21 protein-coding genes and 1 pseudogene are annotated in these 23,416 nt (G+C 70.7%); 13 read left to right on the top strand and 9 right to left on the bottom strand.

What is annotated here, in order from left to right; translation table 11 throughout:
• The first annotated feature begins 42 nt into the window (after positions 1–42).
• The gene (locus tag ACFYXF_RS33595) at positions 43–726 is read left to right on the top strand and encodes a glycerophosphodiester phosphodiesterase (protein ID WP_389355376.1); all 684 of its coding nucleotides are present in this window, start codon (positions 43–45) and stop codon (positions 724–726) included.
• 16 nt (positions 727–742) lie between these two features.
• Here the strand turns inward: ACFYXF_RS33595 and ACFYXF_RS33590 are convergent, their stop codons facing one another.
• Positions 743–1,402 (bottom strand): NADPH-dependent F420 reductase, encoded by a 660-nt coding sequence (locus tag ACFYXF_RS33590; protein ID WP_389355374.1) that lies wholly within the window; start codon positions 1,400–1,402, stop codon positions 743–745.
• 46 nt (positions 1,403–1,448) lie between these two features.
• Here ACFYXF_RS33590 and ACFYXF_RS33585 point away from each other — a divergent pair, with 46 nt between their 5' ends.
• The gene (locus ACFYXF_RS33585; protein ID WP_389355372.1) at positions 1,449–1,814 is read left to right on the top strand and encodes a winged helix-turn-helix transcriptional regulator; all 366 of its coding nucleotides are present in this window, start codon (positions 1,449–1,451) and stop codon (positions 1,812–1,814) included.
• On the opposite strand, the gene ACFYXF_RS33580 is transcribed toward ACFYXF_RS33585, so the two are convergent.
• A complete protein-coding gene (locus ACFYXF_RS33580) occupies positions 1,796–3,487 on the bottom strand; it encodes an RNA polymerase sigma factor (protein ID WP_389355502.1) in 1,692 nt (563 codons plus the stop codon). The genes ACFYXF_RS33585 and ACFYXF_RS33580 overlap by 19 nt on opposite strands.
• A 304-nt stretch (positions 3,488–3,791) precedes the next feature.
• On the opposite strand from ACFYXF_RS33580, the gene ACFYXF_RS33575 reads away from it, so the two are divergent.
• Entirely contained in the window at positions 3,792–4,976 is a 1,185-nt protein-coding gene (locus ACFYXF_RS33575; RefSeq protein ID WP_389355371.1) for a serine hydrolase domain-containing protein, read from the top strand.
• Here ACFYXF_RS33575 and ACFYXF_RS33570 read toward each other — a convergent pair.
• Both ACFYXF_RS33570 and ACFYXF_RS33565 read right to left on the bottom strand, forming a co-directional pair.
• Complete coding sequence (locus ACFYXF_RS33570) at positions 4,966–5,493, bottom strand: hypothetical protein (RefSeq protein WP_389355369.1); 528 nt, start codon at positions 5,491–5,493, stop codon at positions 4,966–4,968. The genes ACFYXF_RS33575 and ACFYXF_RS33570 overlap by 11 nt on opposite strands.
• A 68-nt stretch (positions 5,494–5,561) precedes the next feature.
• Positions 5,562–6,149, bottom strand: a complete 588-nt coding sequence (locus tag ACFYXF_RS33565) for a TetR family transcriptional regulator (protein ID WP_389355368.1) — start codon at positions 6,147–6,149, stop codon at positions 5,562–5,564.
• A 439-nt stretch (positions 6,150–6,588) separates the two neighbouring features.
• Here ACFYXF_RS33565 and ACFYXF_RS33560 point away from each other — a divergent pair, with 439 nt between their 5' ends.
• The gene (locus tag ACFYXF_RS33560; RefSeq protein WP_389355366.1) at positions 6,589–8,121 is read left to right on the top strand and encodes an MFS transporter; all 1,533 of its coding nucleotides are present in this window, start codon (positions 6,589–6,591) and stop codon (positions 8,119–8,121) included.
• Between the two features lie 108 nt (positions 8,122–8,229).
• On the opposite strand, the gene ACFYXF_RS33555 is transcribed toward ACFYXF_RS33560, so the two are convergent.
• Positions 8,230–9,174 carry an alpha/beta hydrolase gene (locus ACFYXF_RS33555; protein ID WP_389355364.1) on the bottom strand — a complete coding sequence of 315 codons (945 nt, stop codon included), beginning with the start codon at positions 9,172–9,174 and terminating at the stop codon, positions 8,230–8,232.
• A gap of 106 nt (positions 9,175–9,280) precedes the next feature.
• On the opposite strand from ACFYXF_RS33555, the gene ACFYXF_RS33550 reads away from it, so the two are divergent.
• On the top strand, positions 9,281–10,231 hold the full coding sequence (locus tag ACFYXF_RS33550) for a LacI family DNA-binding transcriptional regulator (protein WP_389355362.1): 951 nt from the start codon (positions 9,281–9,283) through the stop codon (positions 10,229–10,231).
• Between the two features lie 49 nt (positions 10,232–10,280).
• Here ACFYXF_RS33550 and ACFYXF_RS33545 read toward each other — a convergent pair whose 3' ends face one another.
• The 3 genes from ACFYXF_RS33545 to ACFYXF_RS33535 form a co-directional block, all read right to left on the bottom strand.
• Complete coding sequence (locus tag ACFYXF_RS33545; RefSeq protein ID WP_389355360.1) at positions 10,281–11,471, bottom strand: spermidine/putrescine ABC transporter substrate-binding protein; 1,191 nt, start codon at positions 11,469–11,471, stop codon at positions 10,281–10,283.
• A gap of 109 nt (positions 11,472–11,580) precedes the next feature.
• A complete protein-coding gene (locus ACFYXF_RS33540; RefSeq protein WP_389355500.1) occupies positions 11,581–12,774 on the bottom strand; it encodes a sensor histidine kinase in 1,194 nt (397 codons plus the stop codon).
• A gap of 5 nt (positions 12,775–12,779) precedes the next feature.
• Positions 12,780–13,433 (bottom strand): response regulator transcription factor, encoded by a 654-nt coding sequence (locus tag ACFYXF_RS33535; protein ID WP_389355358.1) that lies wholly within the window; start codon positions 13,431–13,433, stop codon positions 12,780–12,782.
• 135 nt (positions 13,434–13,568) lie between these two features.
• Here ACFYXF_RS33535 and ACFYXF_RS33530 point away from each other — a divergent pair, with 135 nt between their 5' ends.
• On the top strand, positions 13,569–14,120 hold the full coding sequence (locus ACFYXF_RS33530; RefSeq protein WP_389355356.1) for a hypothetical protein: 552 nt from the start codon (positions 13,569–13,571) through the stop codon (positions 14,118–14,120).
• Positions 14,121–14,191: 71 nt separating this feature from the next.
• On the opposite strand, the gene ACFYXF_RS33525 is transcribed toward ACFYXF_RS33530, so the two are convergent.
• A complete protein-coding gene (locus tag ACFYXF_RS33525) occupies positions 14,192–15,631 on the bottom strand; it encodes a gamma-aminobutyraldehyde dehydrogenase (RefSeq protein ID WP_389355354.1) in 1,440 nt (479 codons plus the stop codon).
• Positions 15,632–15,827: 196 nt separating this feature from the next.
• Between ACFYXF_RS33525 and ACFYXF_RS33520 the strand changes: the two genes are divergently transcribed.
• The 7 genes and pseudogenes from ACFYXF_RS33520 (at position 15,828) to ACFYXF_RS33490 (ending at position 23,375) form a co-directional block, all read left to right on the top strand.
• A complete protein-coding gene (locus ACFYXF_RS33520) occupies positions 15,828–16,343 on the top strand; it encodes an Lrp/AsnC family transcriptional regulator (RefSeq protein WP_389355352.1) in 516 nt (171 codons plus the stop codon).
• Positions 16,328–17,722 (top strand): aspartate aminotransferase family protein, encoded by a 1,395-nt coding sequence (locus ACFYXF_RS33515; protein WP_389355350.1) that lies wholly within the window; start codon positions 16,328–16,330, stop codon positions 17,720–17,722. Before ACFYXF_RS33520 ends, ACFYXF_RS33515 begins: the two co-directional genes overlap by 16 nt.
• Positions 17,723–18,004: 282 nt before the next feature.
• Positions 18,005–18,715: pseudogene (locus ACFYXF_RS33510) on the top strand (ABC transporter ATP-binding protein); the annotation flags it as partial.
• 755 nt (positions 18,716–19,470) lie between these two features.
• Complete coding sequence (locus tag ACFYXF_RS33505) at positions 19,471–20,847, top strand: hypothetical protein (RefSeq protein WP_389355348.1); 1,377 nt, start codon at positions 19,471–19,473, stop codon at positions 20,845–20,847.
• A gap of 108 nt (positions 20,848–20,955) precedes the next feature.
• On the top strand, positions 20,956–21,375 hold the full coding sequence (locus tag ACFYXF_RS33500; RefSeq protein WP_369033211.1) for a VOC family protein: 420 nt from the start codon (positions 20,956–20,958) through the stop codon (positions 21,373–21,375).
• A 36-nt stretch (positions 21,376–21,411) separates the two neighbouring features.
• Positions 21,412–22,533, top strand: a complete 1,122-nt coding sequence (locus ACFYXF_RS33495) for an LOG family protein (RefSeq protein WP_389355346.1) — start codon at positions 21,412–21,414, stop codon at positions 22,531–22,533.
• Between the two features lie 152 nt (positions 22,534–22,685).
• Entirely contained in the window at positions 22,686–23,375 is a 690-nt protein-coding gene (locus ACFYXF_RS33490) for an LAETG motif-containing sortase-dependent surface protein (protein ID WP_369033213.1), read from the top strand.
• Positions 23,376–23,416 lie beyond the last annotated feature (41 nt).

Here is a 23,416-nt window from a genome sequence, read left to right as displayed (position 1 = left end):
CACCGGGGAACATCACGGGCCGCGTCCCAGCACAATGGACCCATGCAGAACGTGACCGCCGTGGCCCATCGCGGCGACCCCTACCGCTTCCGTGAGAACACCATCGACTCGCTGCGTTCCGCGCTCGCCCAGGGCGCGGACGCGGTCGAGTTCGACGTACGGCTCACCCGTGACGGTGTGCCCGTGCTGCTGCACGACGCGACACTGAAGCGACTGTGGGAGCAGGACCGGCCGCTGGCCACGCTGTCGGCGGCCGAGGTGCACGGGCTGACGGAGGGCGGGGTGCCGACTCTCGCGGAGGCGCTGGCCGTGACCGAGGGCAGCCGGGTGATGATCGATCTGCCGGGGTCGCCCGATGTCCGGGCGGTACGGCGGGTGGTGGACGTGGTCCGGGAGTGCGCGGCGGAGGACCGCGCGTACTACTGCGCGGACGCCCCGGCGATGCTCGCCGTGCGCGCGGCCGATCCGTCCGCCGAGATCGCCCTGACCTGGAAGACCCTCGCACCGCCGCGCCCGGCCCTGCTGTCCGCCGTACGCCCGCGCTGGCTCAACTACCGCTTCGCCCTCGTCGACCGGAGCCTCACCGCACGGGTGCACCGGGACGGCTATCTGCTGTCGGTGTGGACCCCGGACACCCGCCGTGCCATGCGACGGCTGCTCGACGTGGGCGTCGACTCGATCACCACGAACCGCATCGACGCGCTGTGCGCGCTGCGCAAGGGGTGACGGAGCCTCCGCCGTGTCAGGTGCGCCCGCCCGCGAACTCCCGTGGCGGCGCGATCGCCTGAGCGTCCGCCCCCTCCCCCACCCACAGCCCGATCAGCAGCGCCGCCGTCGCCTCCAGCAGGGCCGCCCGGTCCAGACTCCCGGCGTTCAACGGCTCGCAACCCAGGTCACGGACGAGTTGTCGTACGACGGACAGCGCATGTTCGTCGTCGCCGCACAGGGGGACGGCGAGCGGGCGGCCGTCGAAGACCGGCGAGGCCAGGCGCCAGACATCCTCGTGGCAGAGGTTGAACGCCTTGATCACGTGAGCGGCGGGGGCGGCGGACGCGATGCGCCTGGCCGCCGAGGGGCCACCCTCCGTCAGCAGGGCGAAGCCCGGGCCCACCGGGTTGGTGCAGTCGATCAACACCCGCCCGCGCAGCGGGACTTCGAGCGCGGCGACCGTGTCCGCAGCCACCGGGCAGGGCAGTGCGAGGAGTACGGCGTCGGTGCCGTGTTCCGCCGCCTGCGGCAAGTCACCGCTGCCGACGGCCCCGATGCGGTGAGCGAGCGCCGCCGCGCGTCCGGCGTTCCGGCCGCCGACGAAGACCTCGTGACCGGCCCGCGCCCACTGGGTGCCCAGGGCGTCCGCCATGCCGCCCGTACCGAGGATTCCCACTCGCCTTGTCGTTCTCATGCTCATGCTCCTGACGGTAGAAGGCCGTTGGGGCACCATTCGGTGCGTGACCACCGACACCGAGCCGCCCTTCCTCGCCGACTGCCGGGCGCGGCTCGCCTTCGATCTGCTCGCCAACACCTGGAACGCGGTGGTGGTGTGGGCGCTGCGCCAAGGGCCCGTGCGCCATGGGGAGTTGAGGGACCGGATCGGCGGCATCAGCCAGAAGGTGCTGACCGAGACACTGCGGCGGCTGGAGTTCAACGGGCTCGTCCGACGACGGGCGTACGGCGGCTCGCCACCGCGCGTGGAGTACGAACTCACCGGCCTGGGACGGTCGTTGCTCGCCCCGGTCGAGGCCTTCGGCGTATGGGCCTTCGAACACGGTGACGAGGTCATGGAGGCGCAGGAGAACTACACGCGGGACGCCTGAGCGACGGTCGCCGGGTCGGTCGGGATGGTCCGGGTGACGTACTGCGGAACCGGGGTGTCGTCCTTGCCGGTGTCGCGGACGAGGCCGTAGCGGATGGCGCCCTCGGGGGGTCCGGCGGTCACGTCCTCCTCCACCTTGTCCCAGGTCGTCGGGAAGACGTTGAGGCCGTAGTCGGCGCCGCGTTCGTTGACGGTGAGGGTGACGCTGCCGTCGACGTAGAAGTACTCGTTCTGCCACATCTGCTGGGTGCCGGCGGGCAGAACGGTGTAGCCGGTGGTCGAGCTGCCCATGCCGGTGGCGGTGGTGTCGGTGGTGCTGACGCTGTCGTCCATGCGGCGCCCGCCGCCCGAGGCCACGTGGAAGAGCTTGCCCTTCAGGGCGGTCCAGGTCGGCATGACCAGGCTGCCGGACCGGTACTGCGGCGAGATCTGCCAGCGGACGAGGACATAGCCCTTGCCGGTGAGGGTCACGCTGTCCCCGCGGTGGTTCATGGTGGCGTGCGCGCCGCCGGTGCTGGTGATCCCGGACTCGGTCCGGTGCGGGAGGGCGGCGGGCCGGGCGTTCGGGTCGGGTGCCGTGTCGACGGCGTCCACGACCGTGCCGTACGCGTCGGTCTTCGGCCGGGTCGCCGACGGGGAGGGGGACGGAGTGGCCGAGGGTGAGGGTGAGGGGGATGCCGACGGGGACCGGGGCGGGGATGCGGTGGGGGCCGCGGGCGACTGGGCGCGGGCCGTGGGGGCCGCGACGGCCGGCGGCGGGTCCTCCGGGGTCTGCGTCACGACGTACGCGCCGCCCGCGACGATCGTCGCACCGGCGCTCAGGGCGACGGCCGGCTTGGTCAGGGCGCCGAGCATCTTGCCCGACCAGCCGACGGAAGCGGCGGCGGTGGCTGCCGCGGCCGTCTTGCCGCCGAAGGCCAGCGACAGGGTGAAGCCGACGGGCAGCGGGACGAGCGCGATGCCGACCAGGAGCCGTTCCGCAGGTACGACGACCGCCTCGCCGGGGCTCGCGCAGTACGCGCACCCCCTGATGTGCCGGGCCAGCCGCTTGCGCCACACGGAGTCCGGGTCGCCGTCCCAGCGGGCGGTCAGTTCGCGCAGGTCGGGGCAGGCGCCGTCGAGCGCCCGGACGATTCCGCGCGAGGCCTCCAGGCGCTCCTTCATCCGCTGGACGCGGACGGCTGCGTGCTGCCGGCTGATGCCGACGGCCGCCGCCAGCTCACGCCGGGTGAGTTCGCCCGCGACCTCCAGCCACCACAGCGACAGCAGCTGCCGGTCCTCGTCGTCGAGCCAGCGCACCGCCTCCGCGACCTCGCGCCGCTGCCCCTCCAGCTGAAGCCGCAGCACGGTGAGTTCGGCGAAGTCGGCAGCACCGTCGGCGGTCTCGTCGCGCAGGGTGTCGGTCGTACGACGGCGGGCGCGGTCCCGGATCTGACGCATCGCGATCGCGACGAGCCACGACCTGAAGCTGTCCGGGTCGCGCAGTGAGCCGAGGTTGTCGACGGCCCGGAGCATGGTCTCCTGCACGACGTCGTCGACGTCCGCGTGACCGTTCAGGGCCCGGCCGACGATGTTGTAGACCAGCGGCAGCCAGCCCTCGACCAGCTCGTCCAGCGCCCGCCGGTCACCGGCCTGCGCCGCAGCGATGGTGGAACTCCACTGGCGCCCGTCCACGAAAGCCCTTTCTCGCACGTATGTGCACCTTACGTCGCCCTGTTGCACACCAGTCCCACGCCCCGGTCACACACCAGGTCGCCCGAGGAGACGGTTCGGGGGCACCCCCGATAACAGTTTTTGGCTTCCCCGGAGCCCGGCCAGGACACGGCCCCTAGGTGCGATCCCCGACAACTTCCGTACGGGGTAACCCAGTTGGCCTCGGGCCGACACCAGGGTCGACGTCATCCTCGATGACGATCCGCGCCACCCCGCATGGATCAAGGATGTGAACACCGACACCAGCCGCCTCCAGGAGCAGCCGATGAGCGCACGTCCCCGCACACGCACCCGCACCGCCTTACGCACCACAGCTCTCGCCACCGCCCTCACCCTCGCCCTGGCGGCCGGCCCGCTGGCCGCACCCGTGCTCGCCGCCTCCGCCCCGGCATCCGAGACCGCGCAGGTCGCGGGCCCCGACGCCAAGGCTCTGCGGGCCGCGATCACCGGACTGCCGAACGCGGACGCGACCGCCGCGCTCGTACGGGTCGGCGGCAAGGGCCCGGACTGGCGCGGCAGTGCGGGGGTGCACGACCTGGCGAGCGGGCGCCCGGCGGACCCCAACGGGCGTTTCCGGGCCGGTTCGACGACCAAGGTGGTCACGGCGGCGGTCGTGCTGCAGCTCGCGGCGGAGGGTGACGTGGACCTCGGCCGGCCGGCCCGGCACTATCTGCCGGACCTGATCCCGGCCGCGTACAAAGACGTGACCGTGCGCCAACTGCTCAACCACACCAGCGGAATTCCGGTCCCCGATCTCCCCGGCGACACCTTCGAGGAGGTGTACGCGCATCGCTTTGACATCCATACGGCTCGCGAGATGGTCGCCTCGGCCACCGCGAAGAAGCCCGAGTTCGCGCCGGGCACCGGGCAGCACTACCTGAACATCGGCTACACCGTCCTTGAGGTGCTGATCGAGCGGGTCACCAAGCACTCGTACGAGCACGAGGCGGCCCGTCGGATCTTCGGCCCGCTGGGGATGCGGGACACGTATCTCCCGGGCACCGACCCAGAGATCAGGGGGCCGCACAACCACGGCTACCAGGCCGTGCCGCGCGCGGACGGGACGACGGAGCTGCGCGATGTCACGGTGTGGGGTACCACGGACACCGGAGCGGCGGGGGCCATGATCTCCACGACCGCGGATCTGGAGCGGCTGCTGACGGCCCTGTTCCGTGGACAGGTCGTGCCCGAGCCGCAGTTGGCGGAGATGTTCACCGTGCCCGCAGGTGTCCCCGGGGCCACGATGACCGCGGGTCTCCAGCGCCATGTCACCGCCGACGGCACGGAGGTGTGGGGGAAGTCGGGCGGCCGCTGGGGCTACAACACGATCGTCGTCGCCACCCGCGACCTGTCCCGCACCCTCGTCTACTCGGTCAACTCGACCGACGCCAAGGGCTACGACATGAATCCGGTCGCCGGGCGCATCATCGAGGCCGCGTTCAGACGGTGACGGCCGCGGCGGCGGGAGGCGCGGGGCTGAGTGCCTCCAGCCGCTTGATCCGCTTCCGTACGGCGTACAGCGGGATCACACCGAACACCCCGAACGAGATGTCGATGACCGTCCACCAGAAGGGAATTCCCCGGATCGGCCCGCAGATCAGCGCGAGCGGAACGACCCCGGCGCAGGCGATCATCCCGAACTCGACGACCCAGATGTTGCGTACGGGGTCGCGGTAGGGCCCGTAGAAGGCGACCGCGATGACGAGGTGGGCGAAGGCGAGCCAGTCCGTGCCGTAGAGGACGAAGGGGTAGCGCTCGTCGGTGGCGTCGAGACCGTCCCGGACGCGTGCGACCCAGTCCATCAGCCCCGGCAGATGCTCGGGGACGGACAGCGCCCGCAACAGGCTCTCGGTCCAGCGCAGTTCGTGCACCAGGGGGAAGGCGGTGGCGCCGCTGAGCACCAGACAGACGACGAAGAGGACCAACCAGGCGCGGATGCCCTTGAGAAGGGCGGCTCTGTCGCTCATGGGGGCAGCATACGCTTGAGTTGAACACGTTCAAAAGCGCTTTCGCCGTCCAGGGACCGCCGTTCGGATCACGCCGACGGCGGCGTGAGTGCCGCGAAGGCCTCGTCGAGGAGGGCGTCGAGGTCGGGGGCGCCGTCGGAGGAGGTCCAGTGACTGACGGCGATGTTCAGGGCGTCCACCGCGGCGGCGGCACGCACCAGCGGACCCAGCGCCGTGGGCCCGGACGAGCCGGCGCGCTCGGCGAGGGCCGCGGCGATGGCGGGCCGCCAGCCGGCCTGCTTCTCCTGGCTGCGGGCACACAGCGCGGGCGTCTCCATGATCAGACGGGACATCACCAGGGCACCGGCCGGATCCCGGCGATGGGACTCCAGGATGACGCCGAGCGCGTGCCGCAGCGCCGTCCAGTCGTCCTCGTCGGCCGGGCGGGCGCGCAGCGCGTCGGCGATCGTCTCGCCCTGTGCGTCGACGGCACCGAGGACGGCATCCTCCTTGGTCCCGAAGTAGCGCAGGAAGGTGGAGCGGGACACGCCGGCGGCAGCGGCCAGGTCATTGACGGTGACCTTGTCGAACCCCTCGGACCGGAACAGCTCGAAGGCAACATGGGCCAGCTCCGCCCGTACGGCGGCCCGTGCGATGTCCCTCGTGTTCGTGCGCACTGTTGCACCCACCCCGCCCACGACCTCCGGTCGCTGATATGACACCGAGTCTCAATCATACGCGGCGAACCGCCCACGACCGCCGACACCCCGAGTTCACCGAATGCGCATACCGAATCAACATGGGAAAGGTGCGGCGGGAAAACTGATTTGAAAAACCAGGAAAAGTGTGAGCACCGGCGGGCGGAGCTCACTCCGTGCCCACACATCGCAAGAAAAGGCAAGTCGACGTCGGAGCAGATCACAGGGCCTGTTGCAGGGGATCGGAGGGGAATGTCAAGCGCGAGAATGACCACACAGGATTCCCCTCTTTCGTGTCTTCGCCGGAATGCATGAGGTGCTACGGTCGCATTTCTCCATTCCCACGGATCAGCGGGCCGTTTCCCCATCCGAAGCTCTCGGGAATGCCGTCGCACCACACTCCCTCTGGAGTTCTCGCATGCCTTCCGACAGCGCGACTGTCACCCCCTCGGTCCACACCGGCGCGGTTACTGGCGCCCCCGGCGGCCCACGCCGGCTGGGGCTCGCCCTCGTCGTGATCGCCGCGGCCCAGCTGATGCTGATCCTCGACGCCACGATCACGAACATCGCCCTGCCCGCCATCCAGACCGAACTCGGCGTGTCCGACGCGAACCTCGCCTGGATCGTCAACTCCTACGCCCTGGCCTTCGGCGGACTGCTGCTGCTCGGCGGCCGGGCCGGCGACCTCTACGGACGGCGCCGGGTCTTCCAGATCGGCATCGCCGTCTTCACCGTGGCCTCCCTGCTCGGCGGCCTCGCCCAGAACGAGGGCCTGCTGATCCTCGCCCGCGTCCTCCAGGGCGTCGGCGCGGCACTCGCGGCGCCCAGCGCGCTGGCCCTGATCACCACCACGTTCCCCGCAGGCAAGGAACGCAACAAGGCCATGGGCGTCTACGCGGCCATGGCCGGCATCGGCGCCACCGTCGGCCTGCTGCTCGGCGGTGTGCTCACCGACACCCTGGACTGGCGCTGGGTGTTCTTCGTCAACATCCCCATCGGCGTGGCCGTCCTGGCCGGCACACGGCTGCTCGTCGAGGCGGAACGCCACCCGGGCCGCCTGGACGTGCCCGGCGCGGTCACCGGCACCGGCGGTCTGATCTCCCTGGTGTACGGCATCACGCGCGGCGGCGAGCACGGCTGGACCAACGGCCTCACGCTGGCGTCCTTCGCGCTGGCCACCGTACTGCTGGCCGTCTTCCTGGTGGGCCAGCGGCGGGCCGCCCACCCGATGATGCCGCTGCACCTGTTCAAGGACCGCACCCGGTCCGGCAGTTACGCCACGATGCTGTTCATCGGCGCCGGGATGATCGCCTTCTTCTACTTCCTCACCCTCTACATGCAGCTCATCCTCGGCTACAGCGCCGTGAAGACCGGCTTCGCCTATCTGCCGTTCAGCCTGGGGATGGGCATCGCGGCCGCCGCCAGTTCGAAGCTGGTCACCCATGTCGCTCCGCGCGTCGTGGCGGGGCCCGGTCTGCTGGTCGCCGGGGCGGGCATGTTCTGGTTCGCCGCCCTCACTCCGGACTCCTCCTTCACGACCCATCTCATGCCGGCGATGTTCGTCACCGCCCTCGGCCTGGGCATGAGCTTCGTCCCGATGACCCTCGGCGCGGTCCACGCCGTCGAGCACCACGAGACGGGCAGTGCCTCCGCGCTGCTCAACACCGCCCAGCAGATCGGCGGCGCGCTCGGCCTCGCCGTCCTGTCGACGCTCTCCACAACGGCCGCCGACGACAAGCTGCCCGAGGCCGCCTCCTCCCTCTACCGGGGCCTGGCCACCCGGGACCACGCCCTGATCGCGAAGGCGGGCGAGGCCCTGACCCACGGCTACACCGTGGCCTTCGCCGCCGCGTCGGTCATGTTCCTCGCGGCCCTGGTGATCACCGCGACGGCCATCAACGCGAAGAAGCAGCAGCACGTCGAGGGCGCGGCCCCGGTCCACATGGGCTGACACCGGCCCGCGCGGAGCGAGCCGGTCGGCCTTCGGGCCGGCCGGCTTCGTGCACCGCCCTCCACACGGACGTGCAGGAAGCGGCCCTCCGGCGGCGAAGACCTACGCCTAGCCGGAAACCGCCGACGAAGCCGGTCCCGTCAGCTGCGCGCCCAGCCAGGCGCGGCCGCGTTCCAGCAGTTCCCGGGCGAGGCGGGAGTCGGGGGCCCAGGTCTCGAAGCCGTGGGGCGCGCCGGGGACGAGGTCGAAGACACAGTCCACGCCCGCGTCGCGCAGGCGTTCGGCGTAGGTGCGGCACTCGTCGGTGAACAGGTCGATGTCGCCGACGCTGATCCAGGCCGGTGGCAGTCCGCGCAGGTCGGCGCGCCGGGCCGCGACCGCGTAGTCGGGGGTGCCGGGGCTGCCGGGCTCGGCGCCGAGGTAGGCGGCCCAGCCGAACCGGTTCGCGGCGTTGTTCCACACCCGGTGCTGCACGGGGTCCAGTTCGCGGCGGGCGGCGGTGCGGTCGTCGGCCATCGGAGCGAACAGCCACTGCGCGACCGGCCGGACACCACCGGCATCGTGCAGCCGCTGCACCAGACAGGCGGCGATCCCCGCACCGGCGCTGCCGCCCCCGACGGCGACGCGTTCCCGGTCGATCCCCAGGGAGCCGGCCGACTTCCCCAACCACTCCCAGGCGGCGAAGGCATCGTCGAGCGCGGCCGGGAAGGGGTGTTCGGGGGCGAGGCGGTAGTTCGCCGAGACGACGACGATGCCGAGCGCCTGGGCGGTCGCGGAGCAGAACACCTCGTCCTGCAGAGCGTCGCCGATGACGTATCCACCGCCGTGCACCCACAGCAGTGCCGCCCCCGAACCACCGCCGGCCGGGGTGTACACCCGTATGCCCTGACCTTCGTCGACAATCTCGACGCCGACGCCCGTCACCGGCTCGCCCGGACTGTGCCGGCGGGCCAGAGCGCGCACACCGCGCAACACCCACCTCGGGCGGAGCGGCAGTCGCGGCATGCGCGTGACGTTGCGACGCAGTTCCGGGGCGACCAGGTCGAGCTTCATGGGCACTCTCCCCTTTGGTAAATCGTATTACCATGAGTCCGCGATACCTTAACCACCGCGCCCGAAAGCGCACAAGACCCAAGACCCGGACCGGAGGAGCGAGCACGTGAGCGAGTCCCCACGCCAGTCCGCGCGACAGTCCCCGCGCGTGACGGCCAAGGACGTCGCCCGGGTGAGCGGTGTCTCGCAGACGACGGTGAGCTTCGTCCTCAACGGTGCCGCCGGGCATGTCTCGCAGGAGACACGGGAGCGGGTACGGGAGGCCGCCCGCACACTCGGTTACGTCCCCAACGGTTCGGCGCAGGCGCTGCGCAAAGGGGCGTCCCGGATCGTCCTGCTCAACGTCGAAGGGGTCCCCACCGGCAGCGGCCTCGGCAGCTACATCCGCGGCCTCGACGCCGAACTCGCCTCGCACCAGCACGTACTCCTGGTGCTGCACGGCCATCTCTCCTCGCAGGCCCTCTCCGACGTGGCCCAGGCCGTCTCCGCCCGGGCCGTGATCGACCTGGGCGACGCCGGCCACGCGGACGAGATCGCCACCGAAGCTTCCCTCACCGCGTTCTCCGCACAGGCCGACGTCCCGGTCCGGTACCTCGTCGAGCGGGGCCACCGCCACATCGCCACCGTCCTGCCGGACACCGCCGAACTCCAGGTCCTCGCCGGTCTGCGCGAGCGGCTCATGCGCGAGGCCGCCGACACCGCAGGCCTGACCGACTGCCCGACGCTGGTCCTTCCCGGCGACCCCGAGGCAGCCGGCGAACAACTGCGGGCCTTCCGCGCCGAACACCCGGAAGTCACGGCCCTCGCCGCCTACAACGACGACCTCGCCCTGGTCACGCTCGCCACGATGCGCCACCTCGGGCTACGGGCCCCGGAAGACCTGGCCGTCATCGGCTTCGACGACACCCCGCACGGCGCACTGTTCTCACCGGCGCTGACCACCGTACGGCTGGACGCGGAGTCCCTCGGCCGCATCGCCGCACGCACCGCACTGGGGCTGCCGACAGCCGGTCTCGCCCCCGAACCGGCACGGGTGATCGTCCGCCAGTCCGGCTAGCGACCCGGACGTCGTGGGCCGGCGGCCGGGGAGGGGGCGGCCGACGAGGCTACAACCCGACAATCACGTTCCACCGCTTGGCGAACTCCACCCGCTCCTTCCCGGTGATGTCCCGGGCGATCGCGAGCCTCTTGCGCATCGCGGTGTCGGGGAAGATCAGCGGGTCCTCGGCGAGGGCGGCCGTGTCCTCGTCCTTCGAGGACGCCAGTACGTCCTGGGCAGCCGGTACCGGGCAGACGTAGTTGACCCAGGCGGCCAGCTCCGCGGCGACCTCGGGCTGGTAGTAGTAGTCGATCAGCGCTTCCGCGTTGGCCTTGTGCCGCGCCAGATTCGGGATCATCAGCGACTCCGCCCACAGCTCGGCGCCCTCCTCCGGGACGACGAAGCGGATGTCCGGGTCGTCCGCCTGGAGCTGGATCACATCGCCCGAGTACGCCTGACAGGCGAGTACGTCACCACTGGCGAGGTCCTTGATGTAGTCGTTGCCGGTGAAGCGGCGGATGTGCCCGCTGCGCACCCGCGCGGCGACCTGCTCGCAGACCAGCTCGAAGTCGTCCGCCGTCCACTTGGTGATGTCGACCCCGTTGCCCTGCATGAGCAGCGCGAACGCCTCGTCCAGCCCGGAGAGGAGGGTGACGCGCCCCTTGAGGTCGTCCGCCCACAGGTCGGAGACATGCCGGATCTCCCGGCCGACCCTGCGCCGGTTGTACGCGATACCGGTGATCCCCGACTGCCACGGCACGGTGAACCTGCGGCCGGGGTCGAAGGCAGGTGAACGGAGCTGCGGATCAAGGTACTTGGTGACGTTCGGCTGCCGGGCGCGGTCCATCTCCTGGACCCAGCCCAGCCGCACGAACCGCGCGCACATCCAGTCGCTGATGACGATGAGATCGCGGCCGGTGCTCTGGTGGTTCATCAGCGCCGGACTGATCTTCCCGAAGAACTCGTCGTTGTCGTTGATCTCCTCGACGTAGTCGACGGTGATCCCCGTGCGCTTCTCGAACCCCTCCAAGGTGGGCCGCCGTGTGGTGTCCTCGTCGTCGGTGTCGATGTAGAGCGGCCAGTTCGCCCAGATCAGCCGCTTGTCCCGAACAGAAAGATCGGCCCCGGCCCGCTCCCCCGGCGCCACATAAGCAGCGGGCACACCACACCCGGCAAGCACCCCACCTCCACCGACCGCACCGAGCACACGCAGCAGGGACCGACGGGAGAGCGAGGCGGAGACACGTGACGCTGACATGCGCGCAGCATGCCACTCCGTGCACACGAGCGCCCCAAAGGGGCGCGGGGAACTGCGCGACCAGCCACACCCAGCCCGCACCCTCCAGACCGCCTCCCCCACCACCCCCTCAGGAACCCCCAGTCAACCGAGCCGCCGCAGGCAACCGCACCTCCACCCCCAACCCACCCCCCTCCCGAGCCCAGGCCACCACCCCACCCCCATGCGCGGCGACAACCGCAGCCACGATCGACAACCCCAGCCCAAGCCCCGTAACACCGGCCCCCCGAACCCGCACCCGCTCCCCACCCAACCGCCGGAACGGCTGAAACAACCCCCGCACCTGATCCGCCCCGATCACCACCCCACTGTTCTCGATCCGCAGAACCGGCCACCCCCCATCGACCCCCGTCCACACCCGCACCCAACTCCCCTCCCCCTCGGGCAAGTTGTGCCGAACAGCGTTGTCGGCGAGATTGACCACCAGCCGCTCGATCAGCTGCGGATCCCCCAGCAGCGGCGCCGGCCCCAACTCCGCCTCCACACACGGACGTCCACCACCACTCTCCGGCAGCCGCCCCCGTACCACCTCCGCCAGATCCACGAACTCCCGCCGCTCCAGCCCCTGTTGGCTGCGCGCCAGCGTGAGCAGCGCGTCGATGAGCCGTTCCTGTTCCCGGCCCGCCGCACGCACCCGTACACAGGCGGCCCGCAGGGTCCCGGCGGACGCGTCGGGGTCGGCGAGCGCCACGTCGACAAGGGCCTGCTGCAGAGTGAGCGGAGTGCGCAGTTCGTGCGAGGCGTTGGCGACGAACTGCTTCTGCGCCTCGAACGCCCCCTCCAGCCTGGCGAGTACGGCGTCGAAGGTGTCGGCCATCGCCTTCAGCTCGTCGTCGGGACCGGGTACCGCGAGCCGCTCGTGGAGGTTGTCGGCGGAGATACGACGAGCCGCGGCCGTCATCGTCCGCAGCGGATCCAGCACCCGCCCGGCCATCAGCCAGCCCAGGGCCACCGACACCACGATCATCACGGCCAGCGCGATCCCCGACTCCATCAGCAGCTGCTGCAACTGCTCGTCCCGCTGCACCGACAGCCGCTGCTGGACGTACTGCGCGACGAGGGGCACGTCAGGGCCCTTGGGGACGCCTTTGGGAACCGTGCCCCGGGGCTCGGGACTTCCCGCCCTCACTCCGGGCTCGGAGTTCGCCACCAGCACATACGTGAAGCTCAGCAGCACCGCCCCCGCGACCGCGAACAACGCGCTGTAGAGCAGGGTCAGCCGCCACCGGATACTGCGCGGCCCACGCAGCGCCAAGCCGACCATGGACCTCACAGCCGGTACCCCGCCCGCTCGACGGTCTCGATCAGCGGCGGCTCCCCCAGCTTCCGCCGCAGCCGGCTCACCGTCACCTTCACGGTCTGGCTGAAGGGGTCGGCGGCCTCGTCCCAGGCCCGTTCGAGCAGTTCCTCGGCGGACACCACGCTCCCGCGCGCCCCCATCAGCAACTCCAGTACGGCGAACTCCTTGGGGCTGAGCGGCAGTTGGCACCCGGCGCGAGTGGCGACCCGCCGCGCCGGATCGAGCCGCAGCTCACCGCTCACCAGCACCGGCGGCAACGCGGGCTGCGCACGGCGCGCCAACGCCCGTATCCGCGCGACGAGTTCCAAGAACGCGAAGGGCTTCGGCAGATAGTCGTCGGCGCCGAGTCCGAGCCCCGCGACCCGGTCGGCCACCGTCCCGGACGCCGTCAGCATCAGCACCCGTGCCCGGCTGCCGCCCCCGGTCAGCGTGCGGCACACCTGGTCGCCGTGGACGCCGGGCAGATCGCGGTCGAGCACGACGACGTCGTAGCCGTTGACCGCGGCGCGCTCCAGCGCGGTCGGGCCGTCGAAGGCGAGGTCGACCGCCATCCCCTCCCGGCGCAGGCCCGCGGCGACGGTCTCGGCGAGTTCTTCGTGGTCCTCGACCACCAGCACACGCATGCCGGTCAGTGTGGCGCGCGGCCGGTTACAGGGCGATAAGTCCGCCCGTTCCGCTGCTGTAACCGGCGACGCGCTTCCGTGGATCCCGCATCACCCACGACATCACCACCACCCACGACCCACCTGGAGGCACCCATGCCCGTACTCGCGGCCCGCCCCCGGCGTCTCGCCCTGGCCTGCGCCATGATCTCGGTCGTCGCGCTGGGCACGGTCAGCGCGACGGCGGCCATGGCGACCGGAACCACCGGAACCACTGAGACCGGATCCGGATCCACCGGCACGCCGGACCCCACAACCCCGGAACCACCGCGCGGAGGTGAGGCGTTCGGCCTGAAGTACGAGCCGACCGACAAGGCCCCCGACGACGTCAACGAGGCGAACGACGACTTCGCCGCGTGCATGCGCGACGAGGGCCAGACCCGCTTCCCGAGCTTCCACGCCGTCAAGGACGACGACGGGGAGATCCGGCTGCGGACGAAGCTGGGAGGCGAGCGCGGCGACCGGAACCGCACCGACATCGGCGACTTCCGCAAGGCCCTGGAGAAGTGCGCGCCCATCATGGCGAAGACGGGCATCACCTTCCCCGACGAGGACGAGTTCCCCGGCGCCCCCGACCACGAGCTGCCGGGCCCGCCGGACTGCGGAGTGCTCAACCGCACGGACCACGCGGAGACGCGGGCGTCCTGAAACAGTGCGGCCCCGGACGGAGAACTCCCGCCCGGGACCGCACACACACCTGAACGACCGACGACCGACCGTCAGCCGTCGAGCGACGTCATCACATGCTTGATCCGCGTGTAGTCGTCGAACCCGTACCCCGAGAGGTCCTTGCCGTAGCCGGACTTCTTGAAGCCGCCGTGGGGCATCTCCGCGACCAGCGGGATGTGGGTGTTGATCCACACACAGCCGAAGTCCAGGACCTTGGACATCCGCATCGCACGCGAGTGGTCCTTCGTCCACACGGACGAGGCGAGGGCGTAGTCCACGCCGTTGGCCCACTCCACGGCCTGCTTCTCGTCCGTGAAGGACTGGACGGTGATGACCGGGCCGAAGACCTCGTTCTGGATGATCTCGTCGTCCTGCTTCAGACCGGACACGACGGTCGCGGCGTAGAAGTAGCCCTTCTCACCGACCCGGTGACCGCCCGCCTCGACCTTGGCGTGGGCGGGCAGCCGCTCGATGAACCCGGTGACCTGCTTGAGCTGGTTCGGGTTGTTGAGCGGCCCGTACAGCACGTCCTCGTCGTCCGGCTGGCCGGTCTTCGTCTCGGCGGCGGCCTTGGCGAGCGCTGCGACGAACTCGTCGTGGATGGACTCCTGGACGAGGACGCGCGTGGCCGCCGTACAGTCCTGGCCCGCGTTGAAGTAGCCCGCGACCGAGATGTCCTCGACGGCCTTGGCGATGTCGGTGTCCTCGAACACGACGACCGGCGCCTTGCCGCCCAGCTCCAGGTGGACACGCTTGAGGTCCTTCGACGCGGACTCGGCGACCTGCATACCGGCCCGCACCGAACCGGTGATCGACGCCATCGCGGGCGTCTTGTGCTCGACCATCAGCCGCCCGGTCTCACGGTCACCGGTGATGACGTTGAAGACACCCTTGGGCAGGACCGAACCGATGATCTCGGCGATGAGGACCGTGGACGCGGGCGTCGTGTCCGACGGCTTGAGCACCACCGTGTTGCCGGCCGCGATCGCCGGTGCGAACTTCCATACGGCCATCATCATCGGGTAGTTCCAGGGCGCGACCTGCGCGCAGACCCCGACCGGCTCGCGCCGGACGATCGACGTCATCCCGTCCATGTACTCGCCGGCGCTGCGCCCCTCCAGCATCCGGGCGGCACCCGCGAAGAAGCGGATCTGGTCCACCATCGGCGGGATCTCCTCGGACCGGGTGAGCCCGATCGGCTTGCCGGTGTTCTCCACCTCGGCCGCGATCAGGTCCTCGGCACGCTCCTCGAACGCGTCGGCGATCTGGAGGAGGTACTTCTGCCGCTTGGCCGGCGTCTCGTCGCGCCAGGCGGGGAAAGCGGCGGCGGCAGCCGCCATGGCGGCGTCGACGTCCGGCTGCCCGGACAGCGGCGCGGTCGCGTACGCCTCGCCCGTCACGGGGTTGACCACCTCGGTGGTCCGCCCGTCGGCGGCGTCCCGGAACTCACCATCGATGTAGTTGCGCAGACGACGCAGCTCGGTGCTCACTGCCGGCCCTCCAGTTCAGGTGTCCAATGACTCAGCTGTCCAATGACTCGGGTGTCCATTGGCTGAGACACCCACCCTATTCCGCAGTCCGACGTTTTCAACACCCCCGATCCCCCGCATGCTGCGAAATCCGCAAGACAGACACCCATGAACAACGAATTTCATCGATCGAGCCTTGCGAAAGTATCGACCCCTCGTGCACAGTGAGCGCGTGGCCAGTCGAAGCGCAGAGCACAGGGACGCCCGCGAGCCCAGGAACGGCACGCCCCAGCTGGACGCCGTCTCCCTCGGCATCATCGAACAGCTCCAGGAGGACGGCCGCCGGCCGTACGCGGCGATCGGCAAGGCGGTGGGCCTCTCGGAGGCGGCCGTACGCCAGCGCGTCCAGAAGCTGCTCGACCAGGGCGTGATGCAGATCGTCGCCGTCACGGACCCCCTCACCGTGGGTTTCCGCAGGCAGGCGATGGTCGGCATCAATGTCGAGGGAGACACGGAGTCGGTGGCGGACGCGCTCACGGCCATGTCCGAAGTCGAGTACGTGGTGATGACCGCGGGCTCCTTCGACCTCCTCGCCGAGATCGTCTGCGAGGACGACGACCATCTGCTGGACGTCATCAACAAACGCATACGGGCCCTGTCCGGCGTGCGCTCCACCGAAAGCTTCGTCTACCTCAAGCTCAAGAAGCAGACCTACATGTGGGGAACCCGATAACCGTGACGACATCCGACAGCCCCAAGGACCTCAGCCGCACCGCGTACGACCACCTGTGGATGCACTTCACCCGCATGTCGTCGTACGAGAACGCCCCCGTCCCGACGATCGTCCGGGGCGAGGGCACGTACATCTACGACGACAAGGGCCGACGCTACCTCGACGGTCTGGCGGGGCTGTTCGTGGTCCAGGCCGGACACGGCCGCGTCGAGCTCGCCGAGGCCGCCTTCAAGCAGGCGCAGGAGCTGGCCTTCTTCCCGGTGTGGTCGTACGCCCACCCGAAGGCGGTGGAGCTGGCGGAACGTCTGGCCGACTACGCGCCGGGCGACCTCAACAAGGTCTTCTTCACGACGGGCGGCGGCGAGGCCGTCGAGACCGCCTGGAAGCTCGCCAAGCAGTACTTCAAGCTGACCGGCAAGCCCACCAAGTACAAGGTCATCTCGCGCGCGGTCGCCTACCACGGCACCCCGCAGGGCGCCCTGTCGATCACCGGCCTGCCCGCCCTGAAGGCCCCTTTCGAGCCCCTGGTCCCCGGCGCCCACAAGGTCCCGAACACCAACATCTACCGCGCCCCGCTCTTCGGCGACGACCCGGAGGCGTACGGCCGCTGGGCCGCCGACCAGATCGAGCAGGAGATCCTCTTCGAGGGCCCGGACACGGTGGCCGCGGTCTTCCTGGAGCCGGTCCAGAACGCGGGCGGCTGCTTCCCGCCCCCGCCGGGCTACTTCCAGCGGGTCCGCGAGATCTGCGACCGCCACGACGTCCTGCTCGTCTCGGACGAGGTCATCTGCGCCTTCGGCCGCCTCGGCACGATGTTCGCGTGCGACAAGTTCGACTACGTACCGGACATGATCACCTGTGCCAAGGGCATGACCTCGGGCTACTCCCCGATCGGCGCCTGCATCATCTCGGACCGCCTCGCGGAGCCGTTCTACAAGGGCGACAACACCTTCCTGCACGGCTACACCTTCGGCGGCCACCCGGTCTCGGCGGCGGTGGGCCTCGCCAACCTCGACCTGTTCGAGCGCGAGGGCCTCAACCAGCACGTCCTGGACAACGAGGGCGCGTTCCGCTCGACCCTGGAGAAGCTGTACGACCTGCCGATCGTCGGTGACGTCCGCGGCAACGGCTTCTTCTACGGAATCGAACTGGTCAAGGACAAGACGACCAAGGAGTCATTCGACGCGGAGGAGACGGAACGTATCCTCTACGGCTTCCTCTCCAAGGCCCTCTTCGAGAACGGCCTGTACTGCCGTGCCGACGACCGCGGCGACCCGGTCGTCCAGCTCGCCCCGCCCCTGATCTCCAACCAGGAGACGTTCGACGAGATCGAACAGATCCTGCGCGCGACGCTGACGGAGGCATGGACGAAGCTGTAGCGCTCCGCTGGCGGCCCGGCGCGTCATCTGCGGGTCCGTCGTGGCTGGTCGCGCAGTTCCCCGCGCCCCTTTGGGGCGCGGCTGCACCTGCCTAGATGGCCCGGGTACATCCGTACGAGTGAGAACGGGTGCACCCGGGCCGTGTGCTGTCCGGCCTCGCGCCGCCGAATACCTAGCGTGCCTGTAACCGATCGGCCCTGCCTTCGTTCCCCCGCACGGGGGATTTCGCGGATTCCGCCCGCGATCCGCACGGCATTTCTGATCTGAACCGAGGTGTACGCGATGGTGGCCCCGCCGGACAACGACGTGCTCTGGGCACGCGCCCTGCACTTCCAGCACAACGACGGCTCGCCGGCGCTGAGCGGTGTCTCACTCGGCGTCCGGGAGGGCGAGATCCTCGCCGTCAGCGGCCCGCGCGGCAGCGGCAAGACGACCCTGCTGCGCTGCCTCTCAGGCCTGGTACGACCGCAGCGCGGCGAGGTCTGGTTCAACAGCGCGCCCGTGCACACGATGGGCCCGATCGCCCGCGAACGGCTGCGCCGCGACCGGTTCGGCTGGATCGACCCGGCCCCCGTCCTCGTACCGGAACTGAACGTCTGGGAGAACACGGCCCTGCCCCTCATGCTGCGCGGCACCAGCCGCCGACGGGCCAAGACGGCGGCCCTGGAGTGGCTGGAGCGCCTGGACATCGGCGACCGGGCCCGCAAACGCCCGCACGAACTGCGCCAGTCCGAACGCCAGCGCGTCTCGATCGCCCGGGCACTGGCCCCGGCCCCCACGATCCTCTTCGCGGACGAACCGACGGCGACCCTCTACCAGGCGGACCGCGCCCACGTCCTAAGAACCCTGACGACAGCGGCCCGCTCACACGGCATCACGGTGATCCTGGCAACCCACGACACGAACACGGCGTCCCTGGCGGACCGCACGGTCTCCCTCCTCGACGGCCGCCGCGTGAACACCGTGCACCTGCCACCGGTCGACAACAAGGAGAACGGGAACGAGCCCGGCACCGGGCACGAGTCCCGGACCAGGGCCGGGACCAGGGCCGGGGCCAGGGCTGGTGCCAGGGCTGGTGCCAGGGCCGGGGCCGGGGCCGGAGCCGGAGCTGAAAGCGGCACCGGAGCCCGAGCCGGAAACGGGACTGGGAACGGGGTCGGGGCTGGGAACAGGGTCGGGAACGGCGTCGGGGGCGGGAACGGGGTCGGGGTCGGGGTCGGGGTCGGGGTCGGGGTCGGGGTCGGGGTCGGGGTCGGGAACGGTGCCGGTGCCGGAGCCGGTACCGGGGTCGGGAACGGTGCCGGAGCCGGTACCGGGACCAGGAACGGTGCCGGAGCCGGAGCCGGCACCACGGACGGAGCCAGAGCCGGGAGCGGGAACCAGAACGGTAGCGGGACCGGAACCGGGACCAGGAACGGTGCCGGAGCCGGAGCCGGCACCACGGACGGAGCCAGAGCCGGGAGCGGGAACCAGAACGGTAACGGGACCGGAACCGGGACCAGGAACGGTGCCGGAGCCGGAGCCGGCACCACGGACGGAGCCGCAGCCGGGAGCGGGAACCGGAACGGTAACGGGACCGGAGCTGGGACCAGTGCCAGGAACGGTGGCGGGGCCGGGAGCAGTGGCGGGGCCGGAGTCGGGAGCGGTGCCGGGACCACGAACGGTGCCGGGAGCGGTGCCGGGACCGGGACCGGAAACGGGGCCGGGACCAGAAACGGGGCCGGGACCGACGCGGAAGGTCGGGCGGCGTGCTCGCTCTCCGTCTAGCCCGCGGCTCCCAGTCGGCCGTCCAGCTCCGCCGTCTGCTGGTGGCGACGGCGTCGGCGGCCACGGGTTTCCTCCTCCTCGGCACCCTGGGCCACGCCCTCGCCCACCAGGACTCGGCCGGCGGCTCGGCCCTGCGGCTGGCCTGGTGCGTGGCCCCCATCGCGGCCACGGTCCACTTCGCGGTGACGGTGGCCCGTACGGACCCCGGCACGAGACCGCGTCCGGGCCTGTCGGCGATCGGCCTGGGCCCGGCCCGCCTGATGGCCGTCTCGGCCGCGACAACGGCCCTGTCCTGCACCCTCGGTTCGATGCTGGCCCTCCTGTTCTTCCTCCACCTGCGAGGCGACCTGACGGGCATGCCCTTCGACGGCGACGCGTCGGACTTCCTGGCCGCAGACCATTCCCTCCCCCTCCCGGCAGCCCTGACCCTGCTGACCCTGGTCCCGGCGGCGGCATCGATCTCGGTCGCGCTGACATTGCGCCCACGAGACACACACCGCCGCACACGCGCACAAGCTGCGGGCGCACGCACACAAGCCGCGGGCACACCCGCCCAAGCCGCAGGCGCACGCGCCCAAGCTGCGGGCAGCAGTGCCGCTGGGGCGGCGCCCGTCCCAGCGAGAGGCGGCACTCCGTCAGCGCCGGGCAGCGCGGCCAACCCCCCAGCCCCCACTCCGGGCACCCCCGAATCCCCGGCCCAGGACCCCGACGACCTCCCCTCCACCGACCCGCACCCCCTCCCCGCCCCCAACCCCACCCCGCGAGACCTCCCCTGGGGCATCGCGGTGCTGGCAGCAGGCCTCGCCGTAGAGGCCTACGCCAGCCGCGACACCCACACCCCCGGCCTCACCATCCCCGGCGGAGCCACCGGCAGCCCCGCAGCCGTACTCGCCGGCTGGACCCTCACCGCCCTCGGCCTCGCCCTCGCCGGCCCCGGCCTCACCCACCTCTGCGGACGCCTGCTGCAAGCAGTCCGCCCCGGCGCCCTCCGCCTCCTCGCCGGCCGCGTCCTCATGGCGGAGTCGACCCGTATCGGCCGCCCCCTCGGCGTCGTCTGCGCGGTGGCCTCGGGCGCGTACGCCATGGCCACGCTGTACGACGCCGACGACCCGTCCCTCGGCCCCCTCACCACCCTGGGCGCCCTGGTCGTGGCCGGCTGCACGGTCGCCACGCTCCTCACGGCCGCCGCCGAGGCCAGAGCCGCCCGCGCGGACACCACCGCGGCCCTGCTCCGCCTGGGCGCCCCGGCGACGACCCTGCGCACCGCCGCAGCCATGCGCGCAGGTGCCCTCCTCGCCCTGTTCGCCCCGCTGACCTTCCTGATCGCGGAGCTGGCGGCGCTACCACTGACCACCTGAACCCCCACTGAACCCCCACGAAAAAAATCCCGCACCCACCGATGAGTTCCGCCCGACCCCCGGGTCTACCCCTCCGAACAGCACACATCACGAATGGGAGAGACTCCGATGACCTCGCCGACCTACCAGCAGATGATCTTCGTGAACCTGCCCGTGAACGACCTCGGCGCCTCGAAGAAGTTCTTCACGGAACTCGGCTACACGATCAACCCGCAGTTCAGCGACGACAACGCCGCGTCCATCGTGATCAGCGACACCATCGTCGCGATGCTGCTCACCAAGGCGTTCTACGCGACCTTCACCCAGAAGGAGATCGCGGACGCGACGAAGACCAGCGAGGTGCTGGTCGCGCTGAGCGCCGAGAGCCGCGAGAAGGTCGACGAGCTGGTCGACAAGGCGCTCGCCGCGGGCGGTTCCCCGGCCGGCCAGACGCAGGACCTCGGCTTCATGTACGGCCGCTCGTTCGACGACCTCGACGGCCACACCTGGGAGGTCGTGTGGATGGACCCGGCGGCCGTCCAGGGCTAGTCCGAGCGCGTACACGGACCGTGCTTACATGGGCGGGTGCAGACGAGCCCCGCCCATGCGGCCCACCACGACGACCGTGAGATCGAGACGCTGGAGGAGTTCGACGCCGTGGTCTCGGCGCGCGGCACCCTCGCCGGATTCCGCGTCCAGGCCGTCGATCTGACGGACCGTACGAAGGAACTGCTGACCAGCGACACCGCGGGCGCCGTCTTCCTCGGCTGCCCGATGCGGCAGGACGCGGCGGCGAAGGTACGCGCGAGCGGCGCCCTGGTCTTCCCGCCCGCCCCCGACCTGCCGTTCGACCCGTACCGCGGCCATGTCCACACGCCGGACGAGCTGTTCGCCGGACTCGACAGCGGCTACGAACGCACCCCCGACGCCCTCGCGTACGCCTGGTTCCAGCGCACCAAGGCCGACGGCGACATCTTCGCCTCGATGCTGCGCTCCGTCCACGACGACTCCGTCACCGACGCCCTCGACGAACTCCTGCGCGGAACACAGGTCGTGGGGGTGATGGGCGGGCACGCGATGAAACGCGGGACCGAGGCGTACGCCGGTGCCGCGCGCCTGGGGCGCGAGCTGACGCGCGCCGGGTTCACGGTGGCCACGGGCGGCGGCCCTGGCGCGATGGAGGCGGCGAACCTGGGGGCGTACGCGGCGCCCTTCGAGGACGCGATGCTCGACGAGGCGTGCGAACTCCTCGCCGCAGCGCCCTCGTTCACCCCCTCGATCACCGACTGGGCGCGCGCCGCGTTCGAGGTCCGCTCACGCTGGCCCCGAGGCGGCAACTCGGTCGGTATCCCGACCTGGTTCTACGGACACGAGCCGCCGAACGCCTTCGCCTCGCACATCGCCAAGTACTTCGCCAACGCCACCCGCGAGGACGGGCTGTTGGCCCGCTCGAACGCGGGCGTCGTCTTCCTGCCGGGCGCCGCCGGGACCGTACAGGAGATCTTCGACAACGCGACCCCGAACTACTACGAGTCGCGCGGCGAGCCCACGCCCATGGTGCTCGTGAACCGCGCCCACTGGACCGAGCGACTGCCCGCCTGGCCACTGCTTCAGGCGCTCGCGCGGGAGCGGGCGATGGAGGACCGAATTGCCCTGGTCGACCGGATCGAGGAGGCTCCGGAGGCCTTGAAACGTCTCGCTGGTTAACGGGTAGGCAAAACCAATCGCTGTAGCCCGCATACGGATTGACAGCCCTTATCCCGCGCTTATAAACCTGTGAGACTCCTGGGGGTGATGAGGTGATGAGGTCTCTTCACTCCCTCCACCCCCCTCAGTTGCGCATCCCGTGAAGGGCAATCGTGTCCATATCTCGCCGTACCGCACGTTCCGTGCGTTTTCTCGGTGTCGCCTCCGCCTCGGCCGCGCTCGCGCTGGGTGTCGCCGGCAACGCGTTCGCCTGCAACATCAGTGAGTTCTCCGCCGTCGCCAAGTGCGACGGCGAAAACGGTGTCATCAGCGTCACCGACAAGGACCCGTCGGGCACCCCGGCCACCGTCACCGTGTACCTGGGCGACAAGGTCATCGGCACCGAGGACGTCGTGGGCACCCGCGAGGGTGTCACCGTCGACTTCTCGGAGGACTGGGCGCCGAACACGACGTACCGCGTCCACGTCAAGGCCGGCAACCAGGTCGACGAGTACATCAAGGGTGACGTGACCACCCCGGACGAGGCCTGCAAGACGGAGCCGACCCCGACTCCGACCCCGCCGGCATCGGAGACCCCGGAGCCGTCCGAGCCCGCGACGCCGACCCCGTCGGCCTCCGAGCCCGAGGAGTCGGCCACCCCGACCCCGTCGGCCGACGAGAGCACCCCGGGTGCCCCCGCGAGCAGCGTTCCGACGCCTGCGGGCGGCAGCTCCAACCTCGCCGAGACCGGCGCCAGCTCGAACACCGGTGTGATCGCCGGTATCGCGGCTGCCCTGGTCGCCGTCGGCGGCGGCGCCGTCTTCTTCGGCATGCGCCGTCGTGGAGCGTCCAGCAACCGCTGACGTCCCGCAAGCGGTATCCGGTTGTACGTACGTTGTGGCCC

The sequence above is a fragment of the Streptomyces sp. NPDC002680 genome, from assembly GCF_042889145.1.
GTDB classification, from domain to species: domain Bacteria; phylum Actinomycetota; class Actinomycetes; order Streptomycetales; family Streptomycetaceae; genus Streptomyces; species Streptomyces adonidis.
The sequence above is the reverse complement of the archived record's forward strand: the minus strand, read 5'-3'. Positions and strand labels throughout refer to the sequence as shown.

Bases quoted from the DNA above. Each gene is read 5' to 3' on its own strand.
- ACFYXF_RS33575 (WP_389355371.1), top strand. From the start codon at position 3,792: ATGAGCGCACGTCCCCGCACACGCACCCGCACCGCCTTACGCACCACA.
- ACFYXF_RS33545 (WP_389355360.1), bottom strand. From the start codon at position 11,471: ATGTCAGCGTCACGTGTCTCCGCCTCGCTCTCCCGTCGGTCCCTGCTG.
- ACFYXF_RS33535 (WP_389355358.1), bottom strand. From the start codon at position 13,433: ATGCGTGTGCTGGTGGTCGAGGACCACGAAGAACTCGCCGAGACCGTC.
- ACFYXF_RS33530 (WP_389355356.1), top strand. From the start codon at position 13,569: ATGCCCGTACTCGCGGCCCGCCCCCGGCGTCTCGCCCTGGCCTGCGCC.
- ACFYXF_RS33570 (WP_389355369.1), bottom strand. From the start codon at position 5,493: ATGAGCGACAGAGCCGCCCTTCTCAAGGGCATCCGCGCCTGGTTGGTC.
- ACFYXF_RS33555 (WP_389355364.1), bottom strand. From the start codon at position 9,174: ATGAAGCTCGACCTGGTCGCCCCGGAACTGCGTCGCAACGTCACGCGC.
- ACFYXF_RS33540 (WP_389355500.1), bottom strand. From the start codon at position 12,774: ATGGTCGGCTTGGCGCTGCGTGGGCCGCGCAGTATCCGGTGGCGGCTG.
- ACFYXF_RS33500 (WP_369033211.1), top strand. From the start codon at position 20,956: ATGACCTCGCCGACCTACCAGCAGATGATCTTCGTGAACCTGCCCGTG.
- ACFYXF_RS33590 (WP_389355374.1), bottom strand. From the start codon at position 1,402: ATGAGAACGACAAGGCGAGTGGGAATCCTCGGTACGGGCGGCATGGCG.
- ACFYXF_RS33560 (WP_389355366.1), top strand. From the start codon at position 6,589: ATGCCTTCCGACAGCGCGACTGTCACCCCCTCGGTCCACACCGGCGCG.
- ACFYXF_RS33595 (WP_389355376.1), top strand. From the start codon at position 43: ATGCAGAACGTGACCGCCGTGGCCCATCGCGGCGACCCCTACCGCTTC.